This window comes from Ramlibacter paludis (assembly GCF_022012305.1).
In the GTDB taxonomy this organism is placed as follows: domain Bacteria; phylum Pseudomonadota; class Gammaproteobacteria; order Burkholderiales; family Burkholderiaceae_C; genus Ramlibacter; species Ramlibacter paludis.
Genome location: NZ_JAKLTM010000006.1, coordinates 106696 through 132090, shown reverse-complemented (window position 1 = coordinate 132090; position 25395 = coordinate 106696). Strand labels below are relative to the sequence as shown.

General features: G+C 70.8%; 11 protein-coding genes. 9 read left to right on the top strand and 2 right to left on the bottom strand.

Annotated features, from left to right (window positions below):
* Positions 1–11 precede the first annotated feature (11 nt).
* From LZ009_RS20165 to LZ009_RS20150, 4 genes are read left to right on the top strand one after another with little or no spacing between them, the layout of a single operon-like run.
* Positions 12–545, top strand: coding sequence for a DUF4123 domain-containing protein (locus LZ009_RS20165; protein WP_275699768.1), 534 nt, complete (start codon positions 12–14; stop codon positions 543–545).
* A 47-nt stretch (positions 546–592) separates the two neighbouring features.
* On the top strand, positions 593–1288 hold the full coding sequence (locus tag LZ009_RS20160) for a peptidoglycan-binding protein (RefSeq protein ID WP_275699767.1): 696 nt from the start codon (positions 593–595) through the stop codon (positions 1286–1288).
* Positions 1285–2100, top strand: coding sequence for a hypothetical protein (locus LZ009_RS20155; protein WP_275699766.1), 816 nt, complete (start codon positions 1285–1287; stop codon positions 2098–2100). The genes LZ009_RS20160 and LZ009_RS20155 overlap by 4 nt, the downstream gene beginning before the upstream one ends.
* Before the next feature lie 11 nt (positions 2101–2111).
* On the top strand, positions 2112–2501 hold the full coding sequence (locus tag LZ009_RS20150; RefSeq protein ID WP_275699765.1) for a DUF4280 domain-containing protein: 390 nt from the start codon (positions 2112–2114) through the stop codon (positions 2499–2501).
* A gap of 6 nt (positions 2502–2507) precedes the next feature.
* Here the strand turns inward: LZ009_RS20150 and LZ009_RS20145 are convergent, their stop codons facing one another.
* On the bottom strand, positions 2508–2852 hold the full coding sequence (locus LZ009_RS20145) for an SEL1-like repeat protein (protein WP_275699764.1): 345 nt from the start codon (positions 2850–2852) through the stop codon (positions 2508–2510).
* Between the two features lie 260 nt (positions 2853–3112).
* Between LZ009_RS20145 and LZ009_RS20140 the strand changes: the two genes are divergently transcribed.
* From LZ009_RS20140 to LZ009_RS20120, 5 genes are all read left to right on the top strand, one after another.
* On the top strand, positions 3113–4825 hold the full coding sequence (locus tag LZ009_RS20140) for a ShlB/FhaC/HecB family hemolysin secretion/activation protein (RefSeq protein ID WP_275699763.1): 1713 nt from the start codon (positions 3113–3115) through the stop codon (positions 4823–4825).
* A gap of 58 nt (positions 4826–4883) precedes the next feature.
* Entirely contained in the window at positions 4884–18965 is a 14082-nt protein-coding gene (locus tag LZ009_RS20135; protein ID WP_275699762.1) for a beta strand repeat-containing protein, read from the top strand.
* 153 nt (positions 18966–19118) lie between these two features.
* The gene (locus LZ009_RS20130) at positions 19119–22289 is read left to right on the top strand and encodes a serine/threonine-protein kinase (RefSeq protein ID WP_275699761.1); all 3171 of its coding nucleotides are present in this window, start codon (positions 19119–19121) and stop codon (positions 22287–22289) included.
* A 45-nt stretch (positions 22290–22334) separates the two neighbouring features.
* Complete coding sequence (locus tag LZ009_RS20125; RefSeq protein WP_275699760.1) at positions 22335–22703, top strand: translation initiation factor Sui1; 369 nt, start codon at positions 22335–22337, stop codon at positions 22701–22703.
* 61 nt (positions 22704–22764) lie between these two features.
* Entirely contained in the window at positions 22765–24795 is a 2031-nt protein-coding gene (locus tag LZ009_RS20120) for a penicillin-binding protein 1A (RefSeq protein WP_275699759.1), read from the top strand.
* Here LZ009_RS20120 and LZ009_RS20115 read toward each other — a convergent pair.
* Complete coding sequence (locus tag LZ009_RS20115) at positions 24776–25384, bottom strand: 3'-5' exonuclease (RefSeq protein WP_275699758.1); 609 nt, start codon at positions 25382–25384, stop codon at positions 24776–24778. The genes LZ009_RS20120 and LZ009_RS20115 overlap by 20 nt on opposite strands.
* Positions 25385–25395 lie beyond the last annotated feature (11 nt).

Sequence of the window (25395 nt, the reverse complement as noted above, 5' to 3'; positions counted from 1 at the left end):
GCAAGGGCGCAATGGCAAGTTTCGGCGAGATCTGGACGGGGCTGAAGCAGGCGGGAGGCGGCACGCCTTACCTGCTGGTGGACTGCGCCGGGCTCGATGCCGGCGCGGCGGCGCTGCCCCGCGGCGCCTGCACGGAACTCGAGTGCCTGTTCACCGGCGACCTGGCGGACGAACTCGCGGATGTCGCGCCTTACCTGGGCCGCGTGAAGGCCTTCGAAGGCGAGGTGCCGGGTGTCGCCGAGGACCTGCTGAAGCGCCAGGTGGGCATGCTGGTGGTGGTGCCGCCGGCGCCCGATGGCGAGGCGCCCACCTTCTCGCAGCTGCATCGCCACTTCCGCAAGTTCAACGTGGTCTACGACCCGGAGGGCAAGCCGCTGTTCTTCCGCTACTACGACCCGCGGGTGATCGTCGAGGTGCTGTCGGTGCTGGAGCCGCAGCAGCTCGATGCCTTCTTCGGGCCCATCGACAGCCTGGTGCTGGTGGATGGCGAGGCGCGCACGGTGCGCTGCTACCGCCAGGGCGGCAAGCTCGCCGTGCAGGGCTGAGGTTTTCGGCGCGGGCCGGGCCCGCGCGCATACGCAAGGAGGTTTCCATGGTCAGGATCACAGCCAGCGTAGGGCAGGGCGGACGCAACAACCGCCCCGACGTCGTCGTCGTGCAGGACCTGTTGCGATCGCGGGGCGTCGATCCGGGCCCGTCCGACGGCGACTGCGGACCGCGCACCATCGCCGCCATCCAGAAATTCCAGTCGCGCTTCATGGCCGCGCCGGACGGCCTGGTGGAACCGGACAAGAACACCTGGAAGCAGCTGCTGCAATCCACCGCCACGGTGGCGCCCAGGACGCCGGCGGAATGGCTGGGCGACTCGGCGCAGTGGCCGCAGGACAAGAAGCTGCGCAGCATGAACCCGCAGCTGGCCGTCAAGCTGCGCGGCGTGCTCGACGCGCTCGGCCGGCGCGGCTTCCAGCCCAAGGTGTTCTACGGCTGGCGTTCCGTCGACGTGCAGGCGCGCCTGTATGCCGAGGGCAAGAGCAAGGTACGCTTCAGCTTCCACAACGCGCAGAAACCCGACGGAACGCCCTACGCCTATGCGGCCGACATCATCGACGCGCGCTATGCCTGGACGCCGCAGGCCGACAGCTCCGGCTTCTGGAAGGCGCTGGGCGAGGAGGCCAAGCGCCAGGGCCTGGTCTGGGGCGGCGACTGGGCGAGCTTTCGCGATTGGGCGCACGTGCAGCTGGTCGCCAACGGCGAACTGCCGCGCGTGAAGAAGGAAAGCGGCCTGTGAAGCTGCGCTTCGCCACGCTGCTGGCCGCCGCCACCTGGGCGGCCGCGGCCTGTGGCCAGCCGGCGTCCACGGGCGGCGAGCAGTTCCTGGTGATAGGCGCGAGCGAGGCCTCGGCGCAGCGCATCGCCGTGCGCGCGCAGCAACTCGCCAAGGCCTCGGGCCGGCCCGGCCTGGTGTTGCAGGTGGGGGACTGCGGCGATGCGCGCCGGCTGTTTGCCTGGTCGGCGGCCGTGACCTCCAGCGCCGCCGAGGCGCAGCAGGCGCTGGCGCAGCTCCAGCGTTCCGCGCCCGATGCCTACGTCAAGCGCTGCAAGGTGCGACCGGGCAGCCTGCTGGCGCTGCGCGTGCCCGCGGTCGACCCCAGCATCGCGCGCGTGCCGGCGCAGGTGGTGAACTGGAGCGAGGAAGACCGCATATCGGCCGTCGTGCCGCTCGGGGGCACCGGCAGCGCGGTGCTGGTGCGGCGCTACGAGGCCGCGCCCGACGATCCGCTGGAAGGCCGCCGCACGCGCGTCGCCCTGGCGTCGGGCGGCGGCGAACTGGTCACGCTGGCGGAAGACTGCTCCGGCGCGTCGCAGTTCGTGCGCGGCGGCTCCTGGCTGGCCTTTGCCTGCGACACCGAGCAGGCGGCTGACCACGTGCTGCACACGGTGCGCGCGTTCGACGACAGCGGCGTGCCCGGCGGGACGCTCCCGCGTTGCCGGACGCCGGCCATCACCGCGTCCGGCATGCTGGCCTGCCAGGGCGAGGAGGTCGATGCCGCCGGGCAGTTGAAGCTCACCCCGCGCAGCCTGAAGCTCGCCCCGCGCTGAGGAGAACCGCGATGGCCCTGCAAGTCGTGAACAGCGCGCAGCTCATGTGCTCCATGGGCATGGCGCCCAGCGCGCTGGTTGTGCTGCCGCTGAACCGGGTGTTGTCCGGCAACCAGCCGGCGGCCAATATCATGGACCACAAGCCGATGCTGAACATCATGCCCTTCGGCATGTGCCGCAGCCCGGCCAATCCGGCGGTGGCGGCGGCGACGGCGGCCGCGCTAGGCGTGCTCACGCCCATGCCGTGCATACCGGCGACGCCGGCGCCATGGGTGCCGGGGGCGGTGACGGTGCTCCTGGGGAACCAGCCTTCGCTGGACAACACATGCAAGCTCAATTGCATGTGGGCCGGGGTGATCCAGGTGGTGGCGCCGGGACAGGCCACCCACATGATCCCCTAGGGGACTTCAGCGCAGCCGGACGGCCTGCGCGACTTTCTCGCCATGGGTTTCGGCGACGCGGTACCAGCGCAGCGACTCGGCCAGGTCCTTTTCAACACCCGGCACGCCGCGCCAGTAGAGGTCGCCCAGGCGCTTGGCGGCTTCGCCGCTGCCGGCGTTGGCCGCTTCGCGATAGAGCTTGGCCGCATCCGCGTGCCGGCGTTCTTCCTCGGCCTCCTTGCCGCGCGCGAGCGCCATGGCCGCCGCCGGAGAAACCGGCGTGGCCTGGCGGGCCAGCGCTTCGGGTGGCGGGTTGTGCTGCATGCCCGCGGCCAGCAGGGCCGCGAGGCCGATGACGGCCAGAGTACTCATTGCCTTCCTTCCCATGCCGGCAGGCCCGGCGATGTGCTCTTGCAGTTTACGTCGCGGACGCCCGTTTGGCCAATCGGCCGGCGCGAGCAATTCACGCTTCCCGCAAGGGCTAACCCCGATGCGCGGGCCCAGTGAAACCGCGGCTAGTCCGCATGGAGGAGGGAGGGAAAACGCGCAACCGCTGAACTCCCGTTGACAGGGCCGTAATCGAATGTAAGAGTCCGTTCTCGCTGCCAAAAATTCCCGCAAGAGGAGCACTCGTGAAGAGAAACACCTGGTTGAAGCTGTCCGCCATCGCGCTGTGCACTTCGTCGGCATTTGCCCAGCAGACCCGCCCCGACTCGGGCACCCTGCTGGAACCCCAGCGCCAGATCCCCACCCTGCCGGCTCCCGGCGGTGCTCCCACGGTGGTCGTCCCTCCGGCCCCGCCCGCGGCGGCGGTCAATCCGGCGCTGCGCGTCACGCCCACGGCCTTCCGCATCCAGGGCAACACGCTGTTCTCCGAAGCCGAACTGCTGCCGCTGGTGAACGAGTACGTCGGCAAGCCGACCGACATGGAAGGCCTGCTGAAGGCCGCCGGCGCGGTGCGCCGCTACTACCGCGACCGCGGCTACCTGCTGACCGAGGCCTACCTGCCGCAGCAGCAGTTCCCTGCCGGTAGCGGCCCCGTCACCATCCAGGTGCTGGAGGCGCGCGTCGGCAAGGTGGCCGTCAAGGTCGAGGGCGATGGCATCTCCGAGTCGCTCGCCGGCCGCATCGTGCGCAACCACCTGCACAGCGGCGACTACATCTCCGAGTACGCGCTCGACAAGCCGGTGCTGCTGCTGCGCGACCTGGCCGGATTCGACGCCACGGCTTCCGTCACGCCGGGCAGCAACGTCGGCGAGGCCGACATCACGGTGATCGTCAAACCCTATGGGCCGAAGTTCGACGGCGTCATCGGCCTCGACAACTACGGCGTGCGCTCGGCCGGCGAGATCCGCGGCTACGTCGGCGCCAACGTCAACAACCTGCTCGGGTGGGGCGACAGCCTGAACGTGCGGGCGCAGACCTCGGAAGGCCAGGACACCAACCTGTACCGCATCGGCTACGCAATCCCCATCAACGGCTATGCCACCAAGCTGGGCCTGAGCGTCACCAAGACCGACTACACGCTGGGCAAGCAGTTCGCGCCGCTCGGCGCGAGCGGCGACGCAACCATCTACGGCATCTCGCTCACGCATCCCTTCATCCGCTCGCGCGCCAACAACATGCTGGGCGGCATCACGCTGGAGCGCAAGGACCTGCACGACGACACCACCACGCCGCCTTCGTCGGCGGAGCGGCAGGTGGACTCGGTGCGCCTGAGCCTGCTGGGCAACTTCGTCGACAACCTGACGATGGGCTCGTTCAACAGCTACGCGCTGAATTTCACCTCCGGCAAGGTCGACCTCGACCCCACCACGCGCGCGATCGACCAGGGCGCCGCCGGCCTCAACACGGAAGGCCACTTCACCAAGGTGAACGTGGAGTACCTGCGCACCACCTACCTGAGCGCCAAGGACCGCCTGAGCGCCTCGCTGCAGGCGCAGGTGGCCTCCAAGAACCTCACGTCGGCCGAGAAGTTCGCGCTGGGCGGACCCAGCGGCGTGCGCGGCTACCCGGTGGGCGAGGCCGTGGGCGACAGCGGCGCGATCATCAACCTGGAGTACCAGCGCCAGCTGGGCGACTTCGGCACCGGCATCCCGCTCGCCGCCAGCCTGTTCTACGACTGGGGCCACATCAAGTACAACGAAAACAACACCACGGGCGTCGCCGCCGCCAACCCGAACACCGAGAACCTCAGTTCGGCCGGCCTGGGCCTCACCGTGGGCACCTTCGGCAAGTTCCTGCTGACGACGCAGGTTGCCTGGCGCCTCGACCGCGCCCCGGCCGGCGGCGAACCGGACCGCCATCCGCGCGTGTGGGTCTCGCTGCAGAAGTGGCTGCCCTGAGCGCCGCGCGCCCGACCCGTCCCCGAACCGAATAGTCGTAGCTGTCGCAAGGAATCGTATGAACACCCAGAGCGCCGCGAAACAAGCCGGCGGTGGCCGCGCCACCATCCGCACCGTCATCGTCCAGATCTCCCGCAAGCTCAAGGCGACCTACCGCATCCGCAGCGGCCGGCGCTTCTCCGACCTGCTGCTGGCGCTGGTGGCGACCATCGTCGCGCCGGTGGCGCATGCGCTGCCGACCGGCATGTCGGTGCAGAGCGGCCAGACGACGGCGAGCTCGCCCAACGCCAATTCGCTGGTGTTGACGCAGGGCACCGACAAGGCCATCCTGAACTGGCAGACCTACACGATCGGCCAGGGCCAGTCGGTGCAGTACGTGCAGCCGGGCACGTCCTCGGTGTCGCTCAACCGCGTGCTGGGTGGCGACCTCTCGTACATCTACGGCTCGCTGACGGCCAACGGCCAGGTCTTCCTGGTCAACCCGGCGGGCGTGCTGTTCGCACCGGGCGCAACGGTGAACGTGGGCGGCCTGGTGGCCTCCACACTGTCCCTGAGCAACGCCGACTTCCTTGCCGGCCGCTACAGCTTCAGCGGCTCGGGCGGCAACGTCACCAACCAGGGCACGCTCAATGGCGGCTATGTCGTGCTGGCGGGCAACACGGTCAACAACGCGGGGACCATCAACGCGCCCGGCGGCGCGGTCGGCCTGCTGGCCGGTTCGCGCGTCACGGTCGACGCCTCCGGCGCCGGCCTGGTGACCTTCTCGGTGGACGGCGGCGCCGTGGGTGCCGCGATCGCCAACAGCGGCGCCATCGCGGCCGACGGCGGCAACGTCACGCTGTCGGCGAAGGCCATCGGCGACACGCTGAACACGGTCATCAACCAGAGCGGCGTGATCCGCGCCAACACGCTGGAGAACCGCAACGGCACGATCGTGCTGAGCGGCGGCCCGCAAGGGGTGGTGAACGTCTCGGGTTCGCTGCAGGCGAACGGCACCGGCGCCGGCGAGAGCGGCGGCACGGTCAAGGTGCTCGGCGACAAGGTGGCCCTGGCCTCCACTTCGGCCATCTCGGCCAGCGGCGACGCCGGCGGCGGCACGGTGCTGGTGGGCGGCGGCTGGCAGGGCAAGGGCGAAGCGCAGAACGCGTCGTCGACCTTCATGGCCACGGGCGCGACGATCAACGCGGATGCGGTGAACAGCGGCAACGGCGGCACGGTGGTGCTGTGGGCCGATGGGAATACGGCGGTCGGCGGCGCGATCAGCGCAAGGGGCGGCGCGAACGGCGGCAACGGCGGCAAGGTGGAGACCTCGGGCAAGGAGAATTTGGTCGTCGCCGAGTCCACCACGGTCAATACTTCTGCAGCGCATGGCGCGACAGGCAACTGGCTGCTCGATCCCCTGAACATCATCGTGTCCAACGTCGGTGGTGCCGCGCTGGGTGACGTCGACCAGTTCTCGGACACGCCAGCATCCGACGTCACCATCGCTTCGGCCACCATCAACTCGGCGCCGAGCACGGTCACGCTGCAGGCCAAGAACAACATCACGGTCAACAACCCGATCGCGATGACGGTCAACGGTGCGGGCATCACTGCGCAAGCCGGCAACAACATCGCCGTCAACGCCAGCGTCAGCACCACCAACGGCTCGATCACCCTCTCGGCCAACGATCCGGGGGCCGCGCCGGCAAGCGGCGTCGGGGCCGTCACCTTGAACGCTCCGCTGAACTCCGGGACGGCGGGCATCGTCATCACCAACAACGGCAGCTCGACGCCGCATACCTTCTCTTCGACCGTCACCGGCGGCAGCATCGGCGTCACCGGCGCCATCAGCCTGGGCGGCGCCACCCAGCTGACGGCGAGCAATACGGTTTCCCTCGGCAACGTCACGGGCAACGGCAACACCATGGACCTGAGCGCGCCTGGCGGCGCGACCGCGGGCGTGGTGAGCGGCGTCAACGTGCTGACGACCGCCGTCGGCACCAACCTCAACGCGACCAGCGTCTCCGCGAGCTCCGCCAGCCTGGGCGGCAACGTGACCTCGACGGGCGCACAAAACTACACCGGCGGCATCACGCTGACCGGCAATTCCACGCTGAGCGCCGGCACCACGTTCAACAGCGGCAACATCACCGGCGGCGCCAACGACCTCTCGATCACTGCGCCCACTTCCCTCACCACGGGCTCGCTCACCGCGAACAACGTCACGCTGAGCTCCGTCAACGGGCTGGTGACCACGGGCGCACTGACGATTGGCGGCAACTACAACGTGACCGGGTCGGACTTCAGCGGCTCGCTGAGCCCGAACTTCGGCGCCGGCACCACCAACGACTTCACGATCGTCGACACGGGCGGCGGCCTGTTCCTCGGGGCTTTCACGGCGCCCGGCACGCTGAGCATCACGACCCAGAACGGCGGCCCGCTGACCATCGGCTCGGCGACTTCCACCAACGAAAGCGTCGCACTGGCCGCCACCGGCGGCGGCACCCTTACCCTGAATGGCAACGTCACGGCCAGCAACGGGAGCGTGAGCCTGACCGGGCCGTTGAGCCTGGGCGCACCCGTCAGCTTGACGGCGGGCACCACCGTGACAGCCGGCAACGTGACGGGGAACGGGAACAACCTCCTCGTGACCGCGCCGAGCGGGGCTACGGCGGGGACCGTTTCCGGCGTCAACAACCTGAACACGACCAACGGCACCACGCTGAACGCAACGAGCCTCAGCGTGAGCTCGGCCAGCCTGGGCGGCAACGTGACGACCAGCGGCACCCAGACCTACACCGGCGCAGTGACGCTGAAGGACGACATCACTTTCACGGGCACGACCGTCACGTTCAATGGGTTGGTCGACGGCGTCACCGCGGGGGGCCAGGCGCTGATCAGCGCCGCCGGCACGAACCTGGTGCTGAACGCGGCGGCCGGCAGCACGACGGCCCTGGAGGCCTTGCTGGCCAATGGCCCGACCTCCATCAACGGCAACGTGACGACCGACGCCGGCCAGATCTACAGCGGAGCCGTGACGGTCGGGGCCAGCCGCACGCTCACCAGCGTGAGCGGCGGCAACATCGACTTCAACCAGAGCGTCAACGGCACGGCGGCCACGGAAAACCTGGTCATCAACACGGCGGGCGCGACGCGCTTCTTCGGTGCCGTCGGCAACAGCATTCCCCTTGGCTCGGTCACGACGGACGCGGTCGGCTCCACGACCCTGAAGAGCACAGTCGTCACGACCGGTGCGCAGACGTTCAACGACAGCGTCAACCTGGCCGGCAATGTCACGCTCGATACGACCGGTGGCGCTTCGACGGGCGCCAACGTGACGACCGGTGCGATCACCGGCAACGGGAACAACCTGACCATCGATGCCGGCACCACGGGCACGGTCAGCACCGGCGCCATCACGGGCGTCAACACCTATACGGTCCAGGCCGCGGCGAGCAACCTGAGCGGCAGCTTCGACTCGGTGAACCTCACCTCGCCGGGCGCGATCACCGTCAATGGCGCGACCACGGCCAACAACGGCGTCACGGTGGCCGCCGACAGCTTCACCGTCAACGGCGGCGCCAGCATCTCGACCACGGCCGGCGCCGTCACCGTCAGCGCGGACAACATGCAGTTGAATGGCACGGTGTCCGGCCCGACGGTCTCTCTCCAGAACCGCACGGGTGGCCGCGCGATCAGCCTGGGCACCGAGGTGGCGGGCGAACTGAGCCTCACCGACGCCGAGATCGACCGGGTCAGCGCCACCGGCGGCACGCTGAACATCGGCTCCGCAACCAGCGGCAACATCTTCGTGAATGCGGCGATTTCCCCGGCGGGCGCCAGCCTGTTGTCGCTGCGCACGGGCGCCGCCGTGATCGACAACAATGCGGTCGGCGCGGACCTGACCGTGGCCAACCTGGCCATCCGCTCCGCGGGAGGCATCGGCTCCAGTGCGGACCCGGTGGAGACGGCTGTCAGCAACCTGGCCTTCAGCAACACCGGAGGAAGCGGCGTCAACATCGCCAACAGCGGCGCGCTGACCGTCGCGTCGCTCGACGGCCTGAGCGCCTCGAGCGGCGGCAGTGGTGCGGTCACCCTCAGCGCCAGCAGCCCGGTCACCATCGCCGTGAACATGACTTCGGCGGGCACCATTACCGTGACCGCCGGCGAGAGCGCCGGCTCCGGCGACGACCTCACGGTCAATCCGGGCGTCACGGTGCAGTCCACCGGCGGCGATGTCATTCTGCAAGCCGGCGACAACATCGTCCTGGGCGCCGGGTCCCTGGTGACCTCCACGGCGGGCACGGCTTCCTTGACGGCCGGTTTCGGTGACGTCGACGGCGCTGGCGCCATCAGCGGCAGCGGCACGGTCGCCGCGCCGACCGTGGTGCTCGATGGCCTGACCGGCGTCGGCGCCACCGGCGCGCGAATCAACACCCAGGCCACTACGCTGGCCGCGCGCACGCGCACCACCGGCGACGTCTTCGTCAACGAATCCGACGCGGTGACGCTCAACACCGTCGGCGGCGTCGTCAACGGCGCGGCCGGCGGCGCCGCCTACGACGTCACGGCAGGCGGCACCATCACGGTTTCGGGCGCGGTAAACGCCTCCGGCACGGGTTCCACGACGCTGACTTCCACGGCCGGCGGCAACATCGTGGTGAACGCCAACGTGGGTAACACCTCCGGCGCAACGGTGCTGAGCGCCGCTGGAACCGTCAGCCAGTCGGCTGCCGGCGTGGTCGCGGCCGGCACGTTGACCGTCAACGGCACCGACGTGGCGCTGTCCACGGCCGCCAACACGGTGAACACCCTGGCCAGCTCCGGCGCGACCACCGGCAATTTCAGCTTCACCGACACGGCCGGCGGCCTGGTGGTGAGCGGGACGGGCGTTTCCGCGCCGGGCTCGGTCACCATCGCCACGGCGGGCGGCAACCTGAGCATCAGCGCCCCCGTGACGGGCCTCGGCGTCAACCTGACCACCAACACGTCGGGCGACATCAACATGGGGCAGAACGTGGATGCCGGTGCCGGCACGCTGACGCTGACCTCCGCCGGCAACATCACGCAGGGCGGCATCATCAACGCCAACACGCTGACCGGCTCGGCCGCCGGCTCGGTCTTGCTCTCGCCCAACGGCAACACCATCACCAACCTCGGCTCCTTCAGTTCCAACGGCTTCGCGCTGAACGACAGCACCGGCGGCCTGACCCTGACCGGCGCCGTCTCGGGCGGCACGGGCGCGGTGTCCATCACCACCGCCGGCGGCCCGCTGGTGCTGGGAGCCAACAACGTCACCGGCACCGGGGTGAGCCTCATCGGCCCGGGCGTCACGCAAGCCGCGGGCAGCACCGTCAACGCCGGAGCAGGCGACATCCTGGTGGACGGCAACGACGGCGCCATCAACCTCGCCGGTGCCCTGACCACCACCAGCAACAGCGTCACCGCGGTCCGCATCATCGACTCCACGACCGCGGCGCTGGGGAACATCACGACCGGTGCGCTGGGCGTCGTCACGCTGGGCGGGGCCCTGGGGGACAACCTCTCCGGCGCGGTCACGCAGAACGGCACGACCACCATCAGCGCCGGCACGCTGCAAGTCAACGGCGGCAGCACGGTGTCGCTGCCCAACGCGAACGCGATCACGGTCCTGGGCAACGTCACCAGCGCGGGCGGCTTCACCCTCAACGATGTCGGCGGCCTGACGGTCTCCGGCGTGGTGGCGGACAGCGCCGGCCCGGTGTCCCTCACCACCAGCGGCGCGCTGAGCGTGGGCAACAACGTGAGCGGCGTCGGCGTCAGCCTGGCCGGCACCGGCGTGACCCAGTCCGCCGGCACGACCATCAATGGCGGCTCGGGCGACGTCCTGCTGGACGCCAACGACGGCGGCTTCAACCTCGCCGGCTCCATCGTCACCACCAGCAACAGTGCCACGGCGGTCCAGATCCTGGACGCGAACGCCCTTGCCACGCTCGGCAACATCACCACGGGCGCCACCGGCACGACGCGGCTCGGGACGGCGGGCGTGGACAGCCTGAACGGCGGGGTGCAGCAAAGCGGCGGCACGGTGATCAACACCGGCACCCTGACGGTTGCGGCCGGCAGCACCGTGAACCTGACCAACGCCAACACCGTCACCAACCTGGGCCCGACCGTCAGCAGCGGTGGCTTCCAGTTCAGCGATGCGGGCGGCGGCCTGGTGATCAGCGGCGGCGTCCAGGACACCACCGGCTCGGTCAGCATCGCAACGAGCGGCGGCACCCTGGCGGTGAACAACTCCGTCAGCGGGGCCAACGGCGTGGCGCTTTCGGCCACCGGCGCGGGCAGCGACATCGCGATCGGTGCCAACGTGGCAGCCGGCACCGGAACCGCCAACCTGAACGCGGACGACACCATCACGCGCACGGCCGGCACCTTGTCCGGCGCTGCCGTGAACCTGGTGACGGCCTCCGGCAGCATCACCGCGGACGTCGCCACGACCACCTTGACGGGCTTCGCCGGCACCACCGCGACGATCACGGGTGATGCTTCCCTGCTCAACGGCTTCACCACCAGCGGCGGCTTCACGATGACCGATGCCGGCGGGCTGTCGATCACCGGCGCGGTCACGGGCGGCACGGGCCCGGTGTCGGTTACCACGACCGGCGCGCTTTCGGTGAACAGCAACGTGTCCGGGACGGGAGTCACACTGGCGGGCACCGGGGTCACGCAACAAGTCGGCACGGGCATCGACGGCGGCACAGGCGACGTGACCATCGACGGCAACGACGGCGCGATCAACCTGGCCGGCTCGATCACCACGACCAGCAACTCTGCGACCGCGGTGCGGATCATCGACGCGACCACGGCCGTGCTCGGCGACGTCTCCACCGGGGCGACCGGCACCGTCGTCATCGGCGGGGCCGGGACCGACAACCTCTCCGGCGCGGTCACGCAGAACGCCGGCACGACGCTCAGCGCCGGCACCGTCACCGTCAACGGCGGGAGTTCGGTGGCGCTGACCAACGCGAACAGCGTCACCAACCTCGGTGCGGTGACCACCAACGGCAATTTCGGCTTCACCAACGCGGGCGCGCTCAACGTCACGGCGGCCGTCAATTCCGGCACCGGCCAGGTTGCGATCGCCACCAACGCCGGCGCGCTGAACATCGCCGCGGCAGGCGATATCACCGCCGGCGACGCCGTCACGCTCACGGGGGCGGGCGGCATCAACACCACGGGCGACGTGACGACGAGCAACGACAACGTCAGCTACGTCGGCGCCGTGACCCTGACCGGTCCGGTCGCGGTCAATGCCGGCAGCGGCGCGGTGAGCTACTCCAGCACGCTCAGCGGCAACGCCAACAACCTTTCGCTCACCGCCACCGGCGGGGTCACGGTGGCCGGCGCGGCCACGGGCTTCAACAGCCTGACCACGTCCAACGGCACCAACATCAGCGCGGCTTCGCTGGCCACCAACGCGGCAAGCCTGGGCGGCAACGTCACCACGAGCGGCCAGCAGGACTACACCGGCGCCGTGACGCTGACCAACGACGTGACCGTGCAGAGCACCGGGGGCGGGGCGATCAACTTCGCCGCCACCGGCACCGTCGACGGCGCACAGGCGCTGGTGGTCACCACTTCCGGCCTGACGACGATCGCCGGCACGGTCGGCGGCACCACGCCGCTGACCAGCCTGACCACCAACGGCGGCGGCATCACGGACCTGAATGCCAGCGTCACCACCACCGGCGCGCAGACCTACACGGACAACGTGGTCCTGACCACCGACGTCACGCTGACCGGTAGCGCAGTGAGCTTCGGCGGCACGGTCGACGGCACCACGGCCGGCACCGAGTCGCTGACCACGGTTGCAGGCAGCACCACATTCGGCGGCGCCGTCGGCGCCACCACGCCGCTGGAATTCGTCAGCACCAGCGGCGGCACGACGATCACGGGCAACGTCACCACCGCCGGCGGCCAGACCTACGGCGGTGCGACGGTCCTGGCAGCCGACTCCGTGCTCACCAGCACGGCCAACGGCGCCATCACCTTCACCGGCACGGTCGACGGCACGACGGCCGGCGTGGAAGACCTCACGGTCACCACCGGCGGGCTGACCACCTTCGGCAGCACTGTCGGCGCCACCACGCCGCTCGCCACGCTGACCACCAACGGCGGCGGCACAACCAGCCTGGCTGGCAACGTGACGACCACCGGCGCGCAGAACTACGCCGATGCGGTGACGCTGGCAGCTGCCGTGACGGCCACCGGCGCGGGCGTGACCTTCGGCAACACGGTGAGCGGACCGCAGGCGCTGACGGTCAACACCACTGGCGCCACGGCAACCACGTTCAACGGCGCGGTCAACATCGGCTCGCTGACGACCAACGCCGACGGCACCACCGTCATCAACGGCGGCACGGTCACCACCAGTGGCGCACAGAACTACGGTGACGCGGTGACGCTGGGTGCGGCGACGACACTGACGGGCGCCGGTGTCACCTTCGGCAGCACGGTCGGCGGCGCGCAGGCACTGACGGTCAACAGCACCGGCAACACGGCGACGACCTTCAACGGCGCTGTCAACGTGGCCTCGGTCACGACCAACGCCGACGGGACGACGGTCATCAACGGCGGCACGGTCACCACCAGCGGCGCACAGAACTACGGCGACGCGGTCACGCTGGGTGCGGCGACCACGCTGACCGGCGCCGGCGTGACCTTCGCCAGTACCGTCGGCGGTGCGCAGGCACTGACCGTCAATACCACCGGCGGCACGGCGACCACGTTCAACGGCGCGGTCAACATCGCGTCCCTGGCCACCAACGCCGACGGCGTCACCAACCTCGGCGCCAACGTCACCACCAGCGGCGCGCAGGCCTACGGCGATGCGGTCAACCTGACCGCCCCCGTGACTGCGACCAGCACCGGCGGCGGCGCGATCACCTTCGGCAGCACGGTCAACGGCGCGCAGGCGCTGACCGTGACCACCGCGGGCCTGACCACCTTCACCGGCGCCGTGGGCAACACGACGCCGCTCACCAGCCTGGTCACCAACGGAGGCGGAACCACCGCAGTCAACGGCGGCGCGGTCACCACCAGCGGCGCTCAGAACTACGGGGACGCGGTCACGCTGGGCGCGGCCACCACCTTCACGGGCGCCGGCGTCACCTTCGGCAGCACGGTCGGCGGCGCGCAGGCGCTGACGGTCAACACGACCGGCGGCACGGCGACCACCTTCAACGGCGCGGTCAACGTGGCGTCGGTCACGACCAATGCAGACGGCAGCACCGTCATCAACGGAGGCAGCGTCACCACCACGGGCGCGCAGACCTACGGGGACCCCGTCACGCTCGGTGCGGCCACCACGCTGACGGGGGCTGGCGTCACCTTCAACGGCGCGGTCACCGGCCCGCAAGCCCTGACCGTGAACACCACGGGCGGCACGGCGACCACCTTCAACAACGTGGTCAACATCGGCTCGCTGACGACCAATGCGGACGGCACCACCGTCGTCAACGGCGGCTCGGTCACCACCAGCGGCGCGCAGAACTACGGCGATGCCGTCACGCTGGGCGGGGCCACCACCTTCACCGGTGCCGGCGTCACCTTCGGCAGCACGGTCGGCGGCGCGCAGGCGCTGACGGTCAACAGCACCGGCAACACGGCGACGACCTTCAACGGCGCCGTCAACGTGGCCTCGGTCACGACCAACGCCGACGGCAGCACCGTGATCAACGGCGGCACCGTCACCACGACCGGCGCGCAGAACTACGGCGATGCCGTCACGCTGGGTGCGGCCACCACGCTGACGGGCGCCGGCGTCACCTTCGGCAGCACCGTCGGCGGTGCGCAGGCACTGACCGTCAACACCACCGGCGGCACCGCGACGACGTTCAACGGCGCAGTCAACATCGCCTCGCTCGCCACCAACGCCGACGGCAGCACCGTCATCAACGGCGGCAGCGTCACGACCACGGGCGCGCAGACCTACGGCGACCCGGTCACGCTCGGCGCGGCCACCACGCTGACCGGCGCGGGCGTCACCTTCAACGGCACCGTCAGCGGCCCGCAAGCACTGACCGTGAACACCACGGGCGGCACGGCGACCACCTTCAACAACGTGGTCAACGTCGGCTCGCTGACCACCAACGCCGACGGCACCACCGTCGTCAACGGCGGCTCGGTGACCACGACCAGTGCGCAGAACTACGGCGATGCGGTCACGCTGGGCGGGGCGACCACCTTCACCGGTGCCGGCGTCACCTTCGGCAGCACGGTCGGCGGCGCACAGGCGCTGACGGTCAACAGCACCGGCAACACGGCGACGACCTTCAACGGCGCGGTCAACGTGGCCTCGGTCACGACCAATGCCGACGGCACGACGGTCATCAACGGCGGCACCGTCACCACCAGCGGCGCACAGAACTACGGCGACGCGGTGACGCTGGGTGCGGCGACCACGCTGACCGGCGCAGGCGTCACCTTCGCCAGCACGGTCGGCGGCGCGCAGGCGCTGACGGTCAACAGCACCGGCGGCACGGCGACCACGTTCAACGGCGCGGTCAACATCGCGTCCCTGGCCACCAACGCAGACGGCGTCACCAACCTGGGCGCCAACGTCACCACCAGCGGCGCCCAGACCTACGGCGACGCGGTCAACCTGACCGGCCCGGTCACGGCGGCCAGCACCGGCGGCGGCGCGATCACCTTCGGCAGCATGGTCAACGGCGCGCAGGCGCTGACCGTGACCACCGCGGGCCCGACCACCTTCACCGGCGCGGTCGGCAACACCACCGCGCTGACGAGCCTGGCCACCAACGGCGGCGGCACCACCGCCATCAACGGCGGCTCGGTCACCACCACCGGCGCGGCCGGCCAGGTCTACAGCGACAACGTCACCCTGGGTGCGAACACGACGCTGAACGCCGGCGCGGGCGCGATCACCTTCGGCGGCACGCTCGACGGCGCCTTCTCGCTGGCCGCCAATACCACCGGCGTGACGACCTTCGGCACGGTCGGCGGCACGACGCCGCTCACCAGCATCGCCACCAACGCCGGCGGCAGCACCGTGCTGGGCGGCAACGTCACCACGGTGGCCGGCCAGACCTGGGGCGAGGCGGTCACGCTGACCGGCCCGGTGATGGCGACCAGCACCAGCAACGGCGCGATCGCGTTCAACAACACGGTCGACGGCGCGCAAGCGCTGACGGTCACCACCGGCGGCCTCACCAGCTTCCTGGGCACGGTGGGCGGCACCACGCCGCTGGCCAGCCTGACCACCAACGGCGGCGGCACCACCGACATCAACGCCAGCATCACGACGACCGGCTTCCAGACCTACGGGGACAACGTGGTCCTGAGCACGGACGTTGCGCTGACTGGCGCCGGGGCCGATTTCACCGGAACCGTCGAAGGCACGACGGCCGGTGCCGAGTCGCTGACCATCACCGGCCCGGCCCGCTTCGGCAGCACGGTCGGCGCCGCGACGCCGCTCGAGTTCCTCAGCGTGTCCGGGGCGACCACGCTCACCGGCAACGTGAGGACCGCGGGGGCCCAGAGCTACGGCAACACCGTGACGCTGGCGGCGAATACGACGCTGACCAGCACCGGCAGCGGCGCCATCGGCATCACCGGCGCCGTCAACGGCACGACCGCAGGCGCGCAGGCCCTGACGGTCAACACGGCCGGCACGACGAGCTTCGGCAGCACCGTCGGCTCCGGCGTGGCGCTGGCCTCGCTGGCCACCGATGCGGGCGGCACCACCAGCCTGGGCGGCAACGTCACCACCACCGGCGCGCAGAGCTACGGCGATGCCGTGACGCTGGCGGCCGACGTGACGGCCACCAGCACGGGCAACGGCGCCATCACCTTCGCCAACACGGTCAACGGCGCGCGCGCGCTCACCGTGAACACCGGCGGCGCGACCACCTTCGCCGGCGCAGTCGGCAACACGACGGCGCTGACTTCGGTGGCCACCAATGCCGGCGGCACCACGGCCATCAACGGCGGCTCGGTGACCACGACCGGCGCGGCCGGCCAGGTGTACGGCGATGCCGTGACGCTCGGCGCCAATACGACGTTGAACGCCGGAGCCGGCGCCATCACCTTCGGCAACACGGTCAACGGCGCCGTCAGCCTCACCGCCAACACCAGCGGCGCCACCACCTTCGGCGGCGCGGTCGGCAACACCACGGCGCTGAGTTCGCTGACGACCAATGCCGGCGGCACCACCAGCCTGGGCGGCAACGTCACCACCACCGGCGCGCAGAACTACGGCGACGCCGTGACCCTCGCCGCCGCGGTGACGGCCACCGGTGCGGGCGTGACCTTCGGCAGCACGGTCGGCGGCGCGCAGGCGCTGACGGTCAACACCACCGGCGGCACGGCGACCACCTTCAACGGCGCGGTCAGCATCGGCTCCCTGGCGACCAACGCCGACGGCAGCACGGTGATCAACGGCGGCTCCGTGGCCACGACGGGCGCGCAGGCCTATGGCGACCCGGTCACCCTGGGCGCGGCGACCACGCTGACCGGCGCGGGCGTGACCTTCAACGGCACGGTAGGCGGCGCGAACGCGCTGACGGTCAACAGCACCGGCGGCACGGCGACCACCTTCAACGGCGCGGTGAACGTGGCCTCGGTCACGACCAACGCCGACGGCAGCACCGTGATCAACGGCGGCACCGTCACCACCACCGGCGCGCAGAACTACGGCGACGCGGTGACCCTGGGCGCAGCCACGACGCTGACCGGCGCCGGCGTGACCTTCGGCAGCACCATCGGCGGCGCCCAGGCGCTGACGGTGAACAGCACGGGCAACACGGCGACGTCCTTCAACGGCGCGGTCAACGTGGCCTCCGTGACGACCAACGCCGACGGCACGGTCAACCTCGGCGCCAACGTCACGACCAGCGGCGCCCAGACCTACAACGAGCTGGTCAACCTGACCGGCCCGGTCACGGCGACCAGCACCGGCGGCGGCGCGATCACCTTCGCCAACACGGTCAACGGCACGCAGGCGCTGACGGTCAACACCGCGGGTGCGACCACCTTCACCGGTGCGGTCGGCAACACCACGGCGCTGGCCAGCCTGGCCACCGGCGGCGGCGGCACCACCGCCATCAACGGCGGCTCGGTGACCACCAGCGGCGCGGCCGGCCAGAACTACGGCGATGCGGTCACCCTGGGCGGCAACACGACGTTCAACGCAGGCAGCGGCCCGATCACCTTCGGCAGCACGCTGACCGGCAACGTGGCGGTCACGGCCAACAGCGGCGCCGACACCACCTTCGGCGGCGCGGTGAACCTGGCCAGCCTGACCACCGACGCGGGCGGCCGCACGGTGGTGAACGGCGGCACGCTGACGACGACCGGCTCGGCGGGGCAGGTGTACAACGATGCACTGGTGACGGCGGCCAATGCGACCCTCACCGCCGGCCCGGGCGGCATCTCGGCCACCAACACCGGCAGCAGCATCGGCAACAACACCACCTTCTCGCTGGACGGCAACCTCGACGTGCGCGGCGACTTCGCCGGCAGCGTCTCGGTGGCGGGCAACTCCACCACCGTGAACCTGCTCGACACCAGCGCCAGCACGCTGACCGTGGCGAAGATGCAGGTGGCGCCCACCGCCTCGGTCACGCTGCAGTCGCCGGCCAACCTGGTGATCAACACGCCGCAGCTGTCGCCGGTGCGCCTGCTGACGGTCGTGTCCCCGACGATCAAGTTCGAGGACTCCGACATCGCCATCACCAACGGCTCGCCGGGCGTGATCGCCACCGAGAAGATCGACGTGACCATCTCGCCGGACGGCAGCCTGAACACGCCGGACGACCCGATGTACATCCACCCGCAGACGCCGTCGATCGTGATCACGGGCGTCAACCCGGTGTCCAAGAACTACTGGATCGCCGGCAACGTGGGCACGGACGTCGTCACCGCCCGCGTGCTGGGCTTCAGCGTGAGCGCGGTGTCGTCGATCTATTCCGAGATCGCGCGCTTCCTGCGCATGCAGCAGCGCGCCGACGCCGGCCTGCTCGGCCTGGAGAACCTGGTGATGTTCGGCAACCTGCCGCTCGATGCGGTGGTGGCGCCCCTGAGCTTCCCGAGCCTCCTGATCCGCGAGCCGCGTTGCCTGGACGAACAGCGCCGCAACGAGCCGAACTGCCAGTAAGGCCGGCACCCACCACCCCGTCCGGCCCTGCGCCGGCGGGGGTTTCCACGGAGGCGTCGCAGACGCCTGCGTGACTTATTTGGCCGCCCGCATGGTGCGGCCTTGCGCCAGACCTTAAACTGTGGCGGCGCGCAGTCCACGCATCACCACCCTGTGACCGGTAAAAAGCTAGGCCGCTACGAGATCATCCGCACCCTGGGCAAGGGCGCGATGGGTCTGGTTTACGAAGGCCACGACCCCGTGCTGCAGCGGCACGTGGCGATCAAGACGATCATCGTCGAGAAGCTGGACCCCAAGGCCGCCGAGGAATACGAGTTCCGTTTCCGCACGGAGGCGCTGGCCGCCGCGCGCCTGCTGCACCCCAACATCGTCCCGATCTTCGACTTCGGGCGCGACGAGGAAGTCGCGTACCTGGTCATGCAGTTCATCGACGGGGACGACCTCAAGCACCACCTCGACCAGGGCGAGCACTTCTCGACGGCGATGGTGGTGTCGATGATCCTCGACCTGCTGGCCGCGCTGGACCACGCGCACGAAAACAACATCGTGCACCGCGACGTCAAGCCGGGGAACATGCTGATCGAGAAGGGCCGCGTCAAGCTGATGGACTTCGGCGTGGCGCGCATCCAGGACCCCGACGCGGCGAACCGCACCCAGGTGGGCGCCGCCGGCATCGGCACGCCGCGCTACATGTCGCCGGAGCAGGCGCAGGGCCAGCGCGTCGACGCGCGCTCCGACCTGTTCGCCGCCGGCGTGGTGCTGTACGAACTGCTCACCGGCGTGCGGCCGTTCGACGGCGACAACCCGTTCGCGGTGATCCACCAGATCGTCAACACGCTGCCGCCGCCGCCTTCGTACCACAACCCCAAGCTGCCGCGCGCGATGGACGCCGTGGTGGCCAAGGCGCTGGCGAAGAACCGCGACGAGCGCTTCTCCTCGGCGCGCGAGTTCGCCCTGGCCCTGAAGTCCGCGGGACAGCGCGTAGGCGCCACCGGCGCCGGGCCGCCCTCGGTGTCGTCCACGGCGCCGCCGCCGACCGTCGCCCCCAAGCCGCCGGAGACGGCCGCGAGCCAGGCCTCGTCCATCAACCTCGAGCTGGAGCTCGAGTACTGGAAGGACATCAAGGACTCCGACGACGTCCATGACTTCGTCACCTTCGTCGAGAGCTTCCCCAACGGCAAGTTCGCCGCGCTGGCGCAGCGCCGCCTGCGCAAGCTGGGCTGGGACCCGGATGCCAGCAACAAGGGCACCGGTACCGGCACCGGCACGGGGCAGGGGACCGGGCAAGGCACCGTAGGCGCCGACGAAGAGACGCGCCTGCCTTCGCAGATGCCCTCGCTGCCGGGCGGTCCGTCGTCGGCCAGCGGCCTGGGCCTGAGCAACACCGGCGCCGTGGTGACTGCCTCGGCGCCCGCGGTCATTTCGCCGGCGGCACTGAAGGTGATCGAGGAGGCCAAGGCGGGCGCCGTCGTCGCGCGCCAGTCCGACACCAGCGCGCGGCCCGCCGACCTGAGCGATGCCCAGGCCCGTGCCACCGCGGAGGCGGCGCGACAGGCGGAAGCGGCGCGGCAGGCCGAAGCCGCACGCCAGGCCGAGGCGGCGCGCCTGGCCGAGGCGCGCCGCAAGGAAGACGAGGAAATGCAACGCGAGGCGGCTGCCAAGCGCCAGGCCGCCGAGGAAAGGCGCCGGCTCGAGGACGCCAAGCGCGCGGAGGCCGAACAGGAAGCGCGCCGCATCGAGGCCGAGCAGCGCGAAGCGGAAGCGCAGCGCCAGGCGGCCGAGGAGGCCCAGCGGCAGGCGGCGGAAGAGGCGAAGCGGCAGGAAGAAGCGCGCCGCATCGCCGCCGAAGCGGAGGCCAGGCGCATCGAGGAAGCGCAGCGCGAAGCCGAAGCCAGGCGGCAGGCCGAGGAGGCCAAGCGCCAGGAAGACGCGCGCCGCGCGGCCGCGGAGGCGGAGGCGAAGCGGCAGGAAGAAGCGCGCCGCGTGGCCGCCGAGGCGGAGGCCAAGCGCATCGAGCAGGAGCAGCGCGAAGCCGAAGCGCGCCGCAAGGCGGCCGAGGAAGCCAGGAAGCAGGAAGAGACGAAGCGCCTGGCCGCCGAGGCCGAGGCCTTCCGCATCGAGAAGGAAAAGCGCGACGCCGAAGCGAAGCGCCAGGCCGAGGAAGCCGCGAAGCGCGAAGCGCAGGAGCGGGAAGCCAAGGCGCGCCAGCAGGCGGCGGAAGCGAAGAAGCAGGAAGAGGCGAAGCGGCTCGAAGCCGAGCGCCAGGCGGCCGAGAACCGCAAGGTCGAAGAGCAGCGGCAGAAGGAGGCCGTCGAGGCGCGGCGGCGCGAGGAAGACAAGCGCCTGGCGCAGCAGCGTGCCCTCGAGGCCGCGCGCCTGAAGGAAGCCGCCGACGCCAAGCAGAAGGCGATCGACGACGCGAAGAAGGAGGCCGAGGAGGCGCGCCGCCGCGAACGCGAGCGCGCCGAGGCCGAGGCGAAGCTGCGTCCGCCGGCACCCCCGGCCGTGCCGGCCGCGCCGGTGGCCCGCCGCGTCGACGACGAAGACGAGCCGGCCGCCAAGCCCAAGTCGAAGATGGTGCCGGTCGCCATCGCCGGCGTCGTCGCACTGGGTGCGATCGGGGTCGGCGTGAAGATGATGATGGGTTCGGGCAAGACCGAGTCCGCGAAAACCGAGGCCACCCAGCCGGCCGACGAGCAGCAGGCCAAGCTGACCACGCCGACGCCCGCGCCGCGGCCGCCGGCGCAGGCGCCCGTTGCCCCGCCGCCGGCGAGCATCGCGCCGACGCCCGCTCCCGCACCGGCGCGTCCCGCCGCCCCGGCGCCGGCTCCCACGCCTGCGCCGACGCCGGCCCCGACGCCGCGTCCCGCACCGACGCCGGCGCCTACCCCGGCCCCGAAGGCGGGACCGACGGCGCCGCCGCCGGCCACCGCGCCGGCACCGACGCCCGCGCCGCCGCCACCGGCTGCGGCGCCCACGCCGGCCCCCACACCGGCGCCCACGCCCGCACCAACCCCCGCGCCGACGCCGGCTCCCGCGCCGGCCCCCACGCCGGCACCCGCACCGCCGCCCGCCGAGCGTCCGAGCGCGTCTGCCTTGCTGGCCCAGGCGCGGTCGGCCGAGCAGAGCGGCAACATGGCCGCCGCCGTCAGCGCCTATCGCCAGGCTGCCAACGCCGGCAGCGGGCCCGCCGCGCGCCGCCTGTACGAGATCTACACCAAGGGCGAGGGCAGCGTCGGCAAGGACAGCTCCGAAGCCAATGCCTGGCGCAACAAGGCCACGCAGCTGGGCGAGAACATGCCGGAGGCGGTGCGGCTGCGCTGACGCGCATTTGGCGGGGTCGTCGCGCGACCCGCGACAATGCAGCCCATGAAAAACCGCTCCGCCGCCGGCGGCCTGGTCTATTCGACCGAGGCCGGCCGCATGTGCCCCGTCTGCCGCCGTCCCGTCGCCCAGTGCAGCTGCCGCAGCGCCGCCGCCGCGCCCATCGCCTCGGCCGACGGCATCGTGCGCGTGCAGCGCGAAACCAAGGGCCGCGGCGGCAAGGCGGTCACCATCGTGCGCGGCGCCCCGGTCGATGCAGCGGGCCTGCTCAAGCTCGGACAGGACCTGAAGGCCTCCTGCGGCAGCGGCGGCACGGTGAAGGACGGCACGGTGGAAGTGCAGGGCGACCACGTCGACAAGGTCGTGGCCCTGCTGCAGCAGCGCGGGTGGAAGGTCAAGCGGGCGGGCGGATGATTGGCCTGCTCAAGCCCGCGTCCTACACGGCTGAGCCGCCGGCCTCACTAGATTGCACGGCATGACTCCCGCCCTCGCGCAGGCCCGTGCCTGGGCCGCCGATCGCTGGCGGCAGCTGGTGGCCCTGGTGCGCCGCCATCCCGTCCGTTCCGCCTTCGTCCTGCCGGCGCTGCTGCTCGCCTACGTGCTGGTGCTGATCCCCTTCACGCCCAGCATCGCGGACCTGCGCAAGGCCAAGTCCGAGGTGCCCACGGTGGTGATGTCCGCCGACGGCGTGGTGCTGGCGGAGTTCCGCCGCCTGAACCGCCAGTGGGTCCCGCTCGAACGCATCTCCAAGTCGGCGATCGACGCGCTGATCGCCACCGAGGACAACCGTTTCTACGAACACCATGGCCTCGACCTGCGGCGCACGCTGGGGGCGGCCTGGAACACGCTGCGCGGCAACCGCCAGGGCGGCTCGACCATCACGCAGCAGCTCGCGCGCAACCTCTTTCCCGAGGAGATCGGCCGTTCGGCCAGCATCACGCGCAAGGTGAAGGAAGCCATCACCGCGCTGAAGATCGAGGCGATCTACTCCAAGCAGGAGATCCTGGAGGTCTACCTCAACACGGTGCCCTTCCTCTACAACGCCTTCGGCATCGAGATGGCCGCGCGCACCTATTTCGACAAGTCGGCCGACAAGCTCGACGTGCTGGAAAGCGCCACGCTGATCGGCATGCTCAAGGGCACCAGCTACTACAACCCGGTGCTCAATCCGGAGCGCGCGCGCGACCGGCGCAACACCGTGCTGGCGCAGATGGTGAAGCGCGGCAAGCTGGCGCCCGACCGCGGCCAGGCGCTGGCGGCGCGGCCGCTGCGCGTGGACTTCGAGCGCCAGCAGGAGCCGATCGGGATCGCGCCGCACCTTGCGCAGCACCTGCGCAAGTGGCTGATCGCCTGGGCCGACCGCGCCGACTACGACATCTATGCCGACGGCCTGGTGGTCCGCACGACCATCGACGCGCGGCTGCAGCGCGCCGCCAACCAGGCCGTGGCGCGCCAGGTGCGCACGCTGCAGGACGCCGCCGACCGCGCGCGCCCGCGCGGGCAGGAGCGCGCGCTGGTGCAGGCCGGCTTCCTCGCGCTGGATCCGCGCAGCGCGCAGGTGCGTGCCTGGGTCGGCAGCGCCGACTTCACGCAGGCGCAGTTCGACCACGTCAACCAGGCGCGGCGCCAGCCGGGCTCCACCTTCAAGCCCTTCGTCTACGGCGTGGCCTTCGAGCGCGGCATGAGCCCCGACGACACCTTCATCGACCAGCAGGTGGAGATCCGCGACCGCGGCTCGGTCTGGAGCCCGCGCGATGCCACGCCGCCCACCAACCAGCCGATGACGCTGCGCGACGGCCTGGTCCACTCGCGCAACAGCATCACGGCGCAGGTCGTGCAGAAGGTCGGCGCCGCGCGGGTCGCGGAGCTGGCGTACTCGCTGGGCGTGCGCGACAGCAAGCTCGAAGCCGTGCCTTCGCTGGCCCTTGGCACCAGTCCCGTCACGCTGCGCGAGATGGTGTCGGCCTATGGTTCGCTCGCCAACAACGGGCGTTACCTCGGCGAGCCGCAGCTGGTGACCGCGGTCGAAGACCGCAAGGGGCACCTGCTGGCGACCTTCGTGATTCCCAAGCCGCAGCAGGTGATGCAGCGCGGACAGGCCCTGAAGCTGGTGAACGTGATGCGCGGGGTCGTGGATGAAGGCACGGGCGCCGCCATCCGCAGCCGCTACGGCATCCAGGCCGACGTCGCGGGCAAGACCGGTACCACCCAGGACAACACCGACGGCTGGTTCATCCTGATGCATCCGCAGCTGGTGGCGGGCGCCTGGGTCGGTTTCGACGACAGCCGCCTCACGCTGGGCGACGCCTGGGGACCGGGCGCGCGGAGCGCGCTGCCGATGGTGGGCGATTTCTTCGGGCAGGCCCTGCGCGTGCGTGCCATCGATTCGCGCGCCGAGTTCGACATTCCGCGGCCGCGGCCGAAGCCGCGCGAACAGCCCGCGCCCGACCCGGTTCAGCAGGTGGTGAACGACCTGTTCTCGCGGATCATGCGGATGATCCAGTGACGCCGCCCAGCGCGTGATACACGCGCAGCGCCGCCCAAGCATCGTTGGCGGCGTAGAGCACCTGCGCCGGCGTCAACTGGCGGCTCGCCCAGTTCGAGGTTGCCGCCCGCTTGGACTTCAACAGCCGCCGGTTGAACAGCACCGCGACCGCGGCCTTCACCCCCATCTGCCGGCGGTAGCCCTGCGAGCGGAAGACCGTGTCCAGGTCCAGCACGTCCTGCGGCTCGACGCCGAGCTTGTGGGTGATGCGGCGCTTGTCGTCGTGCAGGCCGAAGCCGGCCTTGACGATGCCGCCCCGGGCCAGCAGTTCGCCGGCCACCGCGCGGCAGCCGGGCTCGTGCAGCTGGAACACGTAGGCGCGGTCGAGCACGGCCAGCTGCACCGTGTGCGGCCCGTCCGAGGCCTCGCCGGCCTGGAAGGTGGGCTTGGATTCGGTGTCGAATCCCCAGACCGGTTCGGCCAGCAGGAGCTCGGCGGCGGCCTCGGCCTGGCTCACGCTGGCGACCAGTTCGATGCGGTCGAGGCCGATGCGCTCGAACGGCTCCAGCAGCGCGATTTCTTCGGGGGCGGGTAAGGGCGGCGGCTGCATGGCCGCCAGCA

Coding starts and splice junctions, on each gene's coding strand:
- LZ009_RS20165 (WP_275699768.1), top strand. CDS start 12: ATGGCAAGTTTCGGCGAGATCTGGACGGGGCTGAAGCAGGCGGGAGGC.
- LZ009_RS20160 (WP_275699767.1), top strand. CDS start 593: ATGGTCAGGATCACAGCCAGCGTAGGGCAGGGCGGACGCAACAACCGC.
- LZ009_RS20150 (WP_275699765.1), top strand. CDS start 2,112: ATGGCCCTGCAAGTCGTGAACAGCGCGCAGCTCATGTGCTCCATGGGC.
- LZ009_RS20145 (WP_275699764.1), bottom strand. CDS start 2,852: ATGAGTACTCTGGCCGTCATCGGCCTCGCGGCCCTGCTGGCCGCGGGC.
- LZ009_RS20135 (WP_275699762.1), top strand. CDS start 4,884: ATGAACACCCAGAGCGCCGCGAAACAAGCCGGCGGTGGCCGCGCCACC.
- LZ009_RS20125 (WP_275699760.1), top strand. CDS start 22,335: ATGAAAAACCGCTCCGCCGCCGGCGGCCTGGTCTATTCGACCGAGGCC.
- LZ009_RS20120 (WP_275699759.1), top strand. CDS start 22,765: ATGACTCCCGCCCTCGCGCAGGCCCGTGCCTGGGCCGCCGATCGCTGG.
- LZ009_RS20115 (WP_275699758.1), bottom strand. CDS start 25,384: ATGCAGCCGCCGCCCTTACCCGCCCCCGAAGAAATCGCGCTGCTGGAG.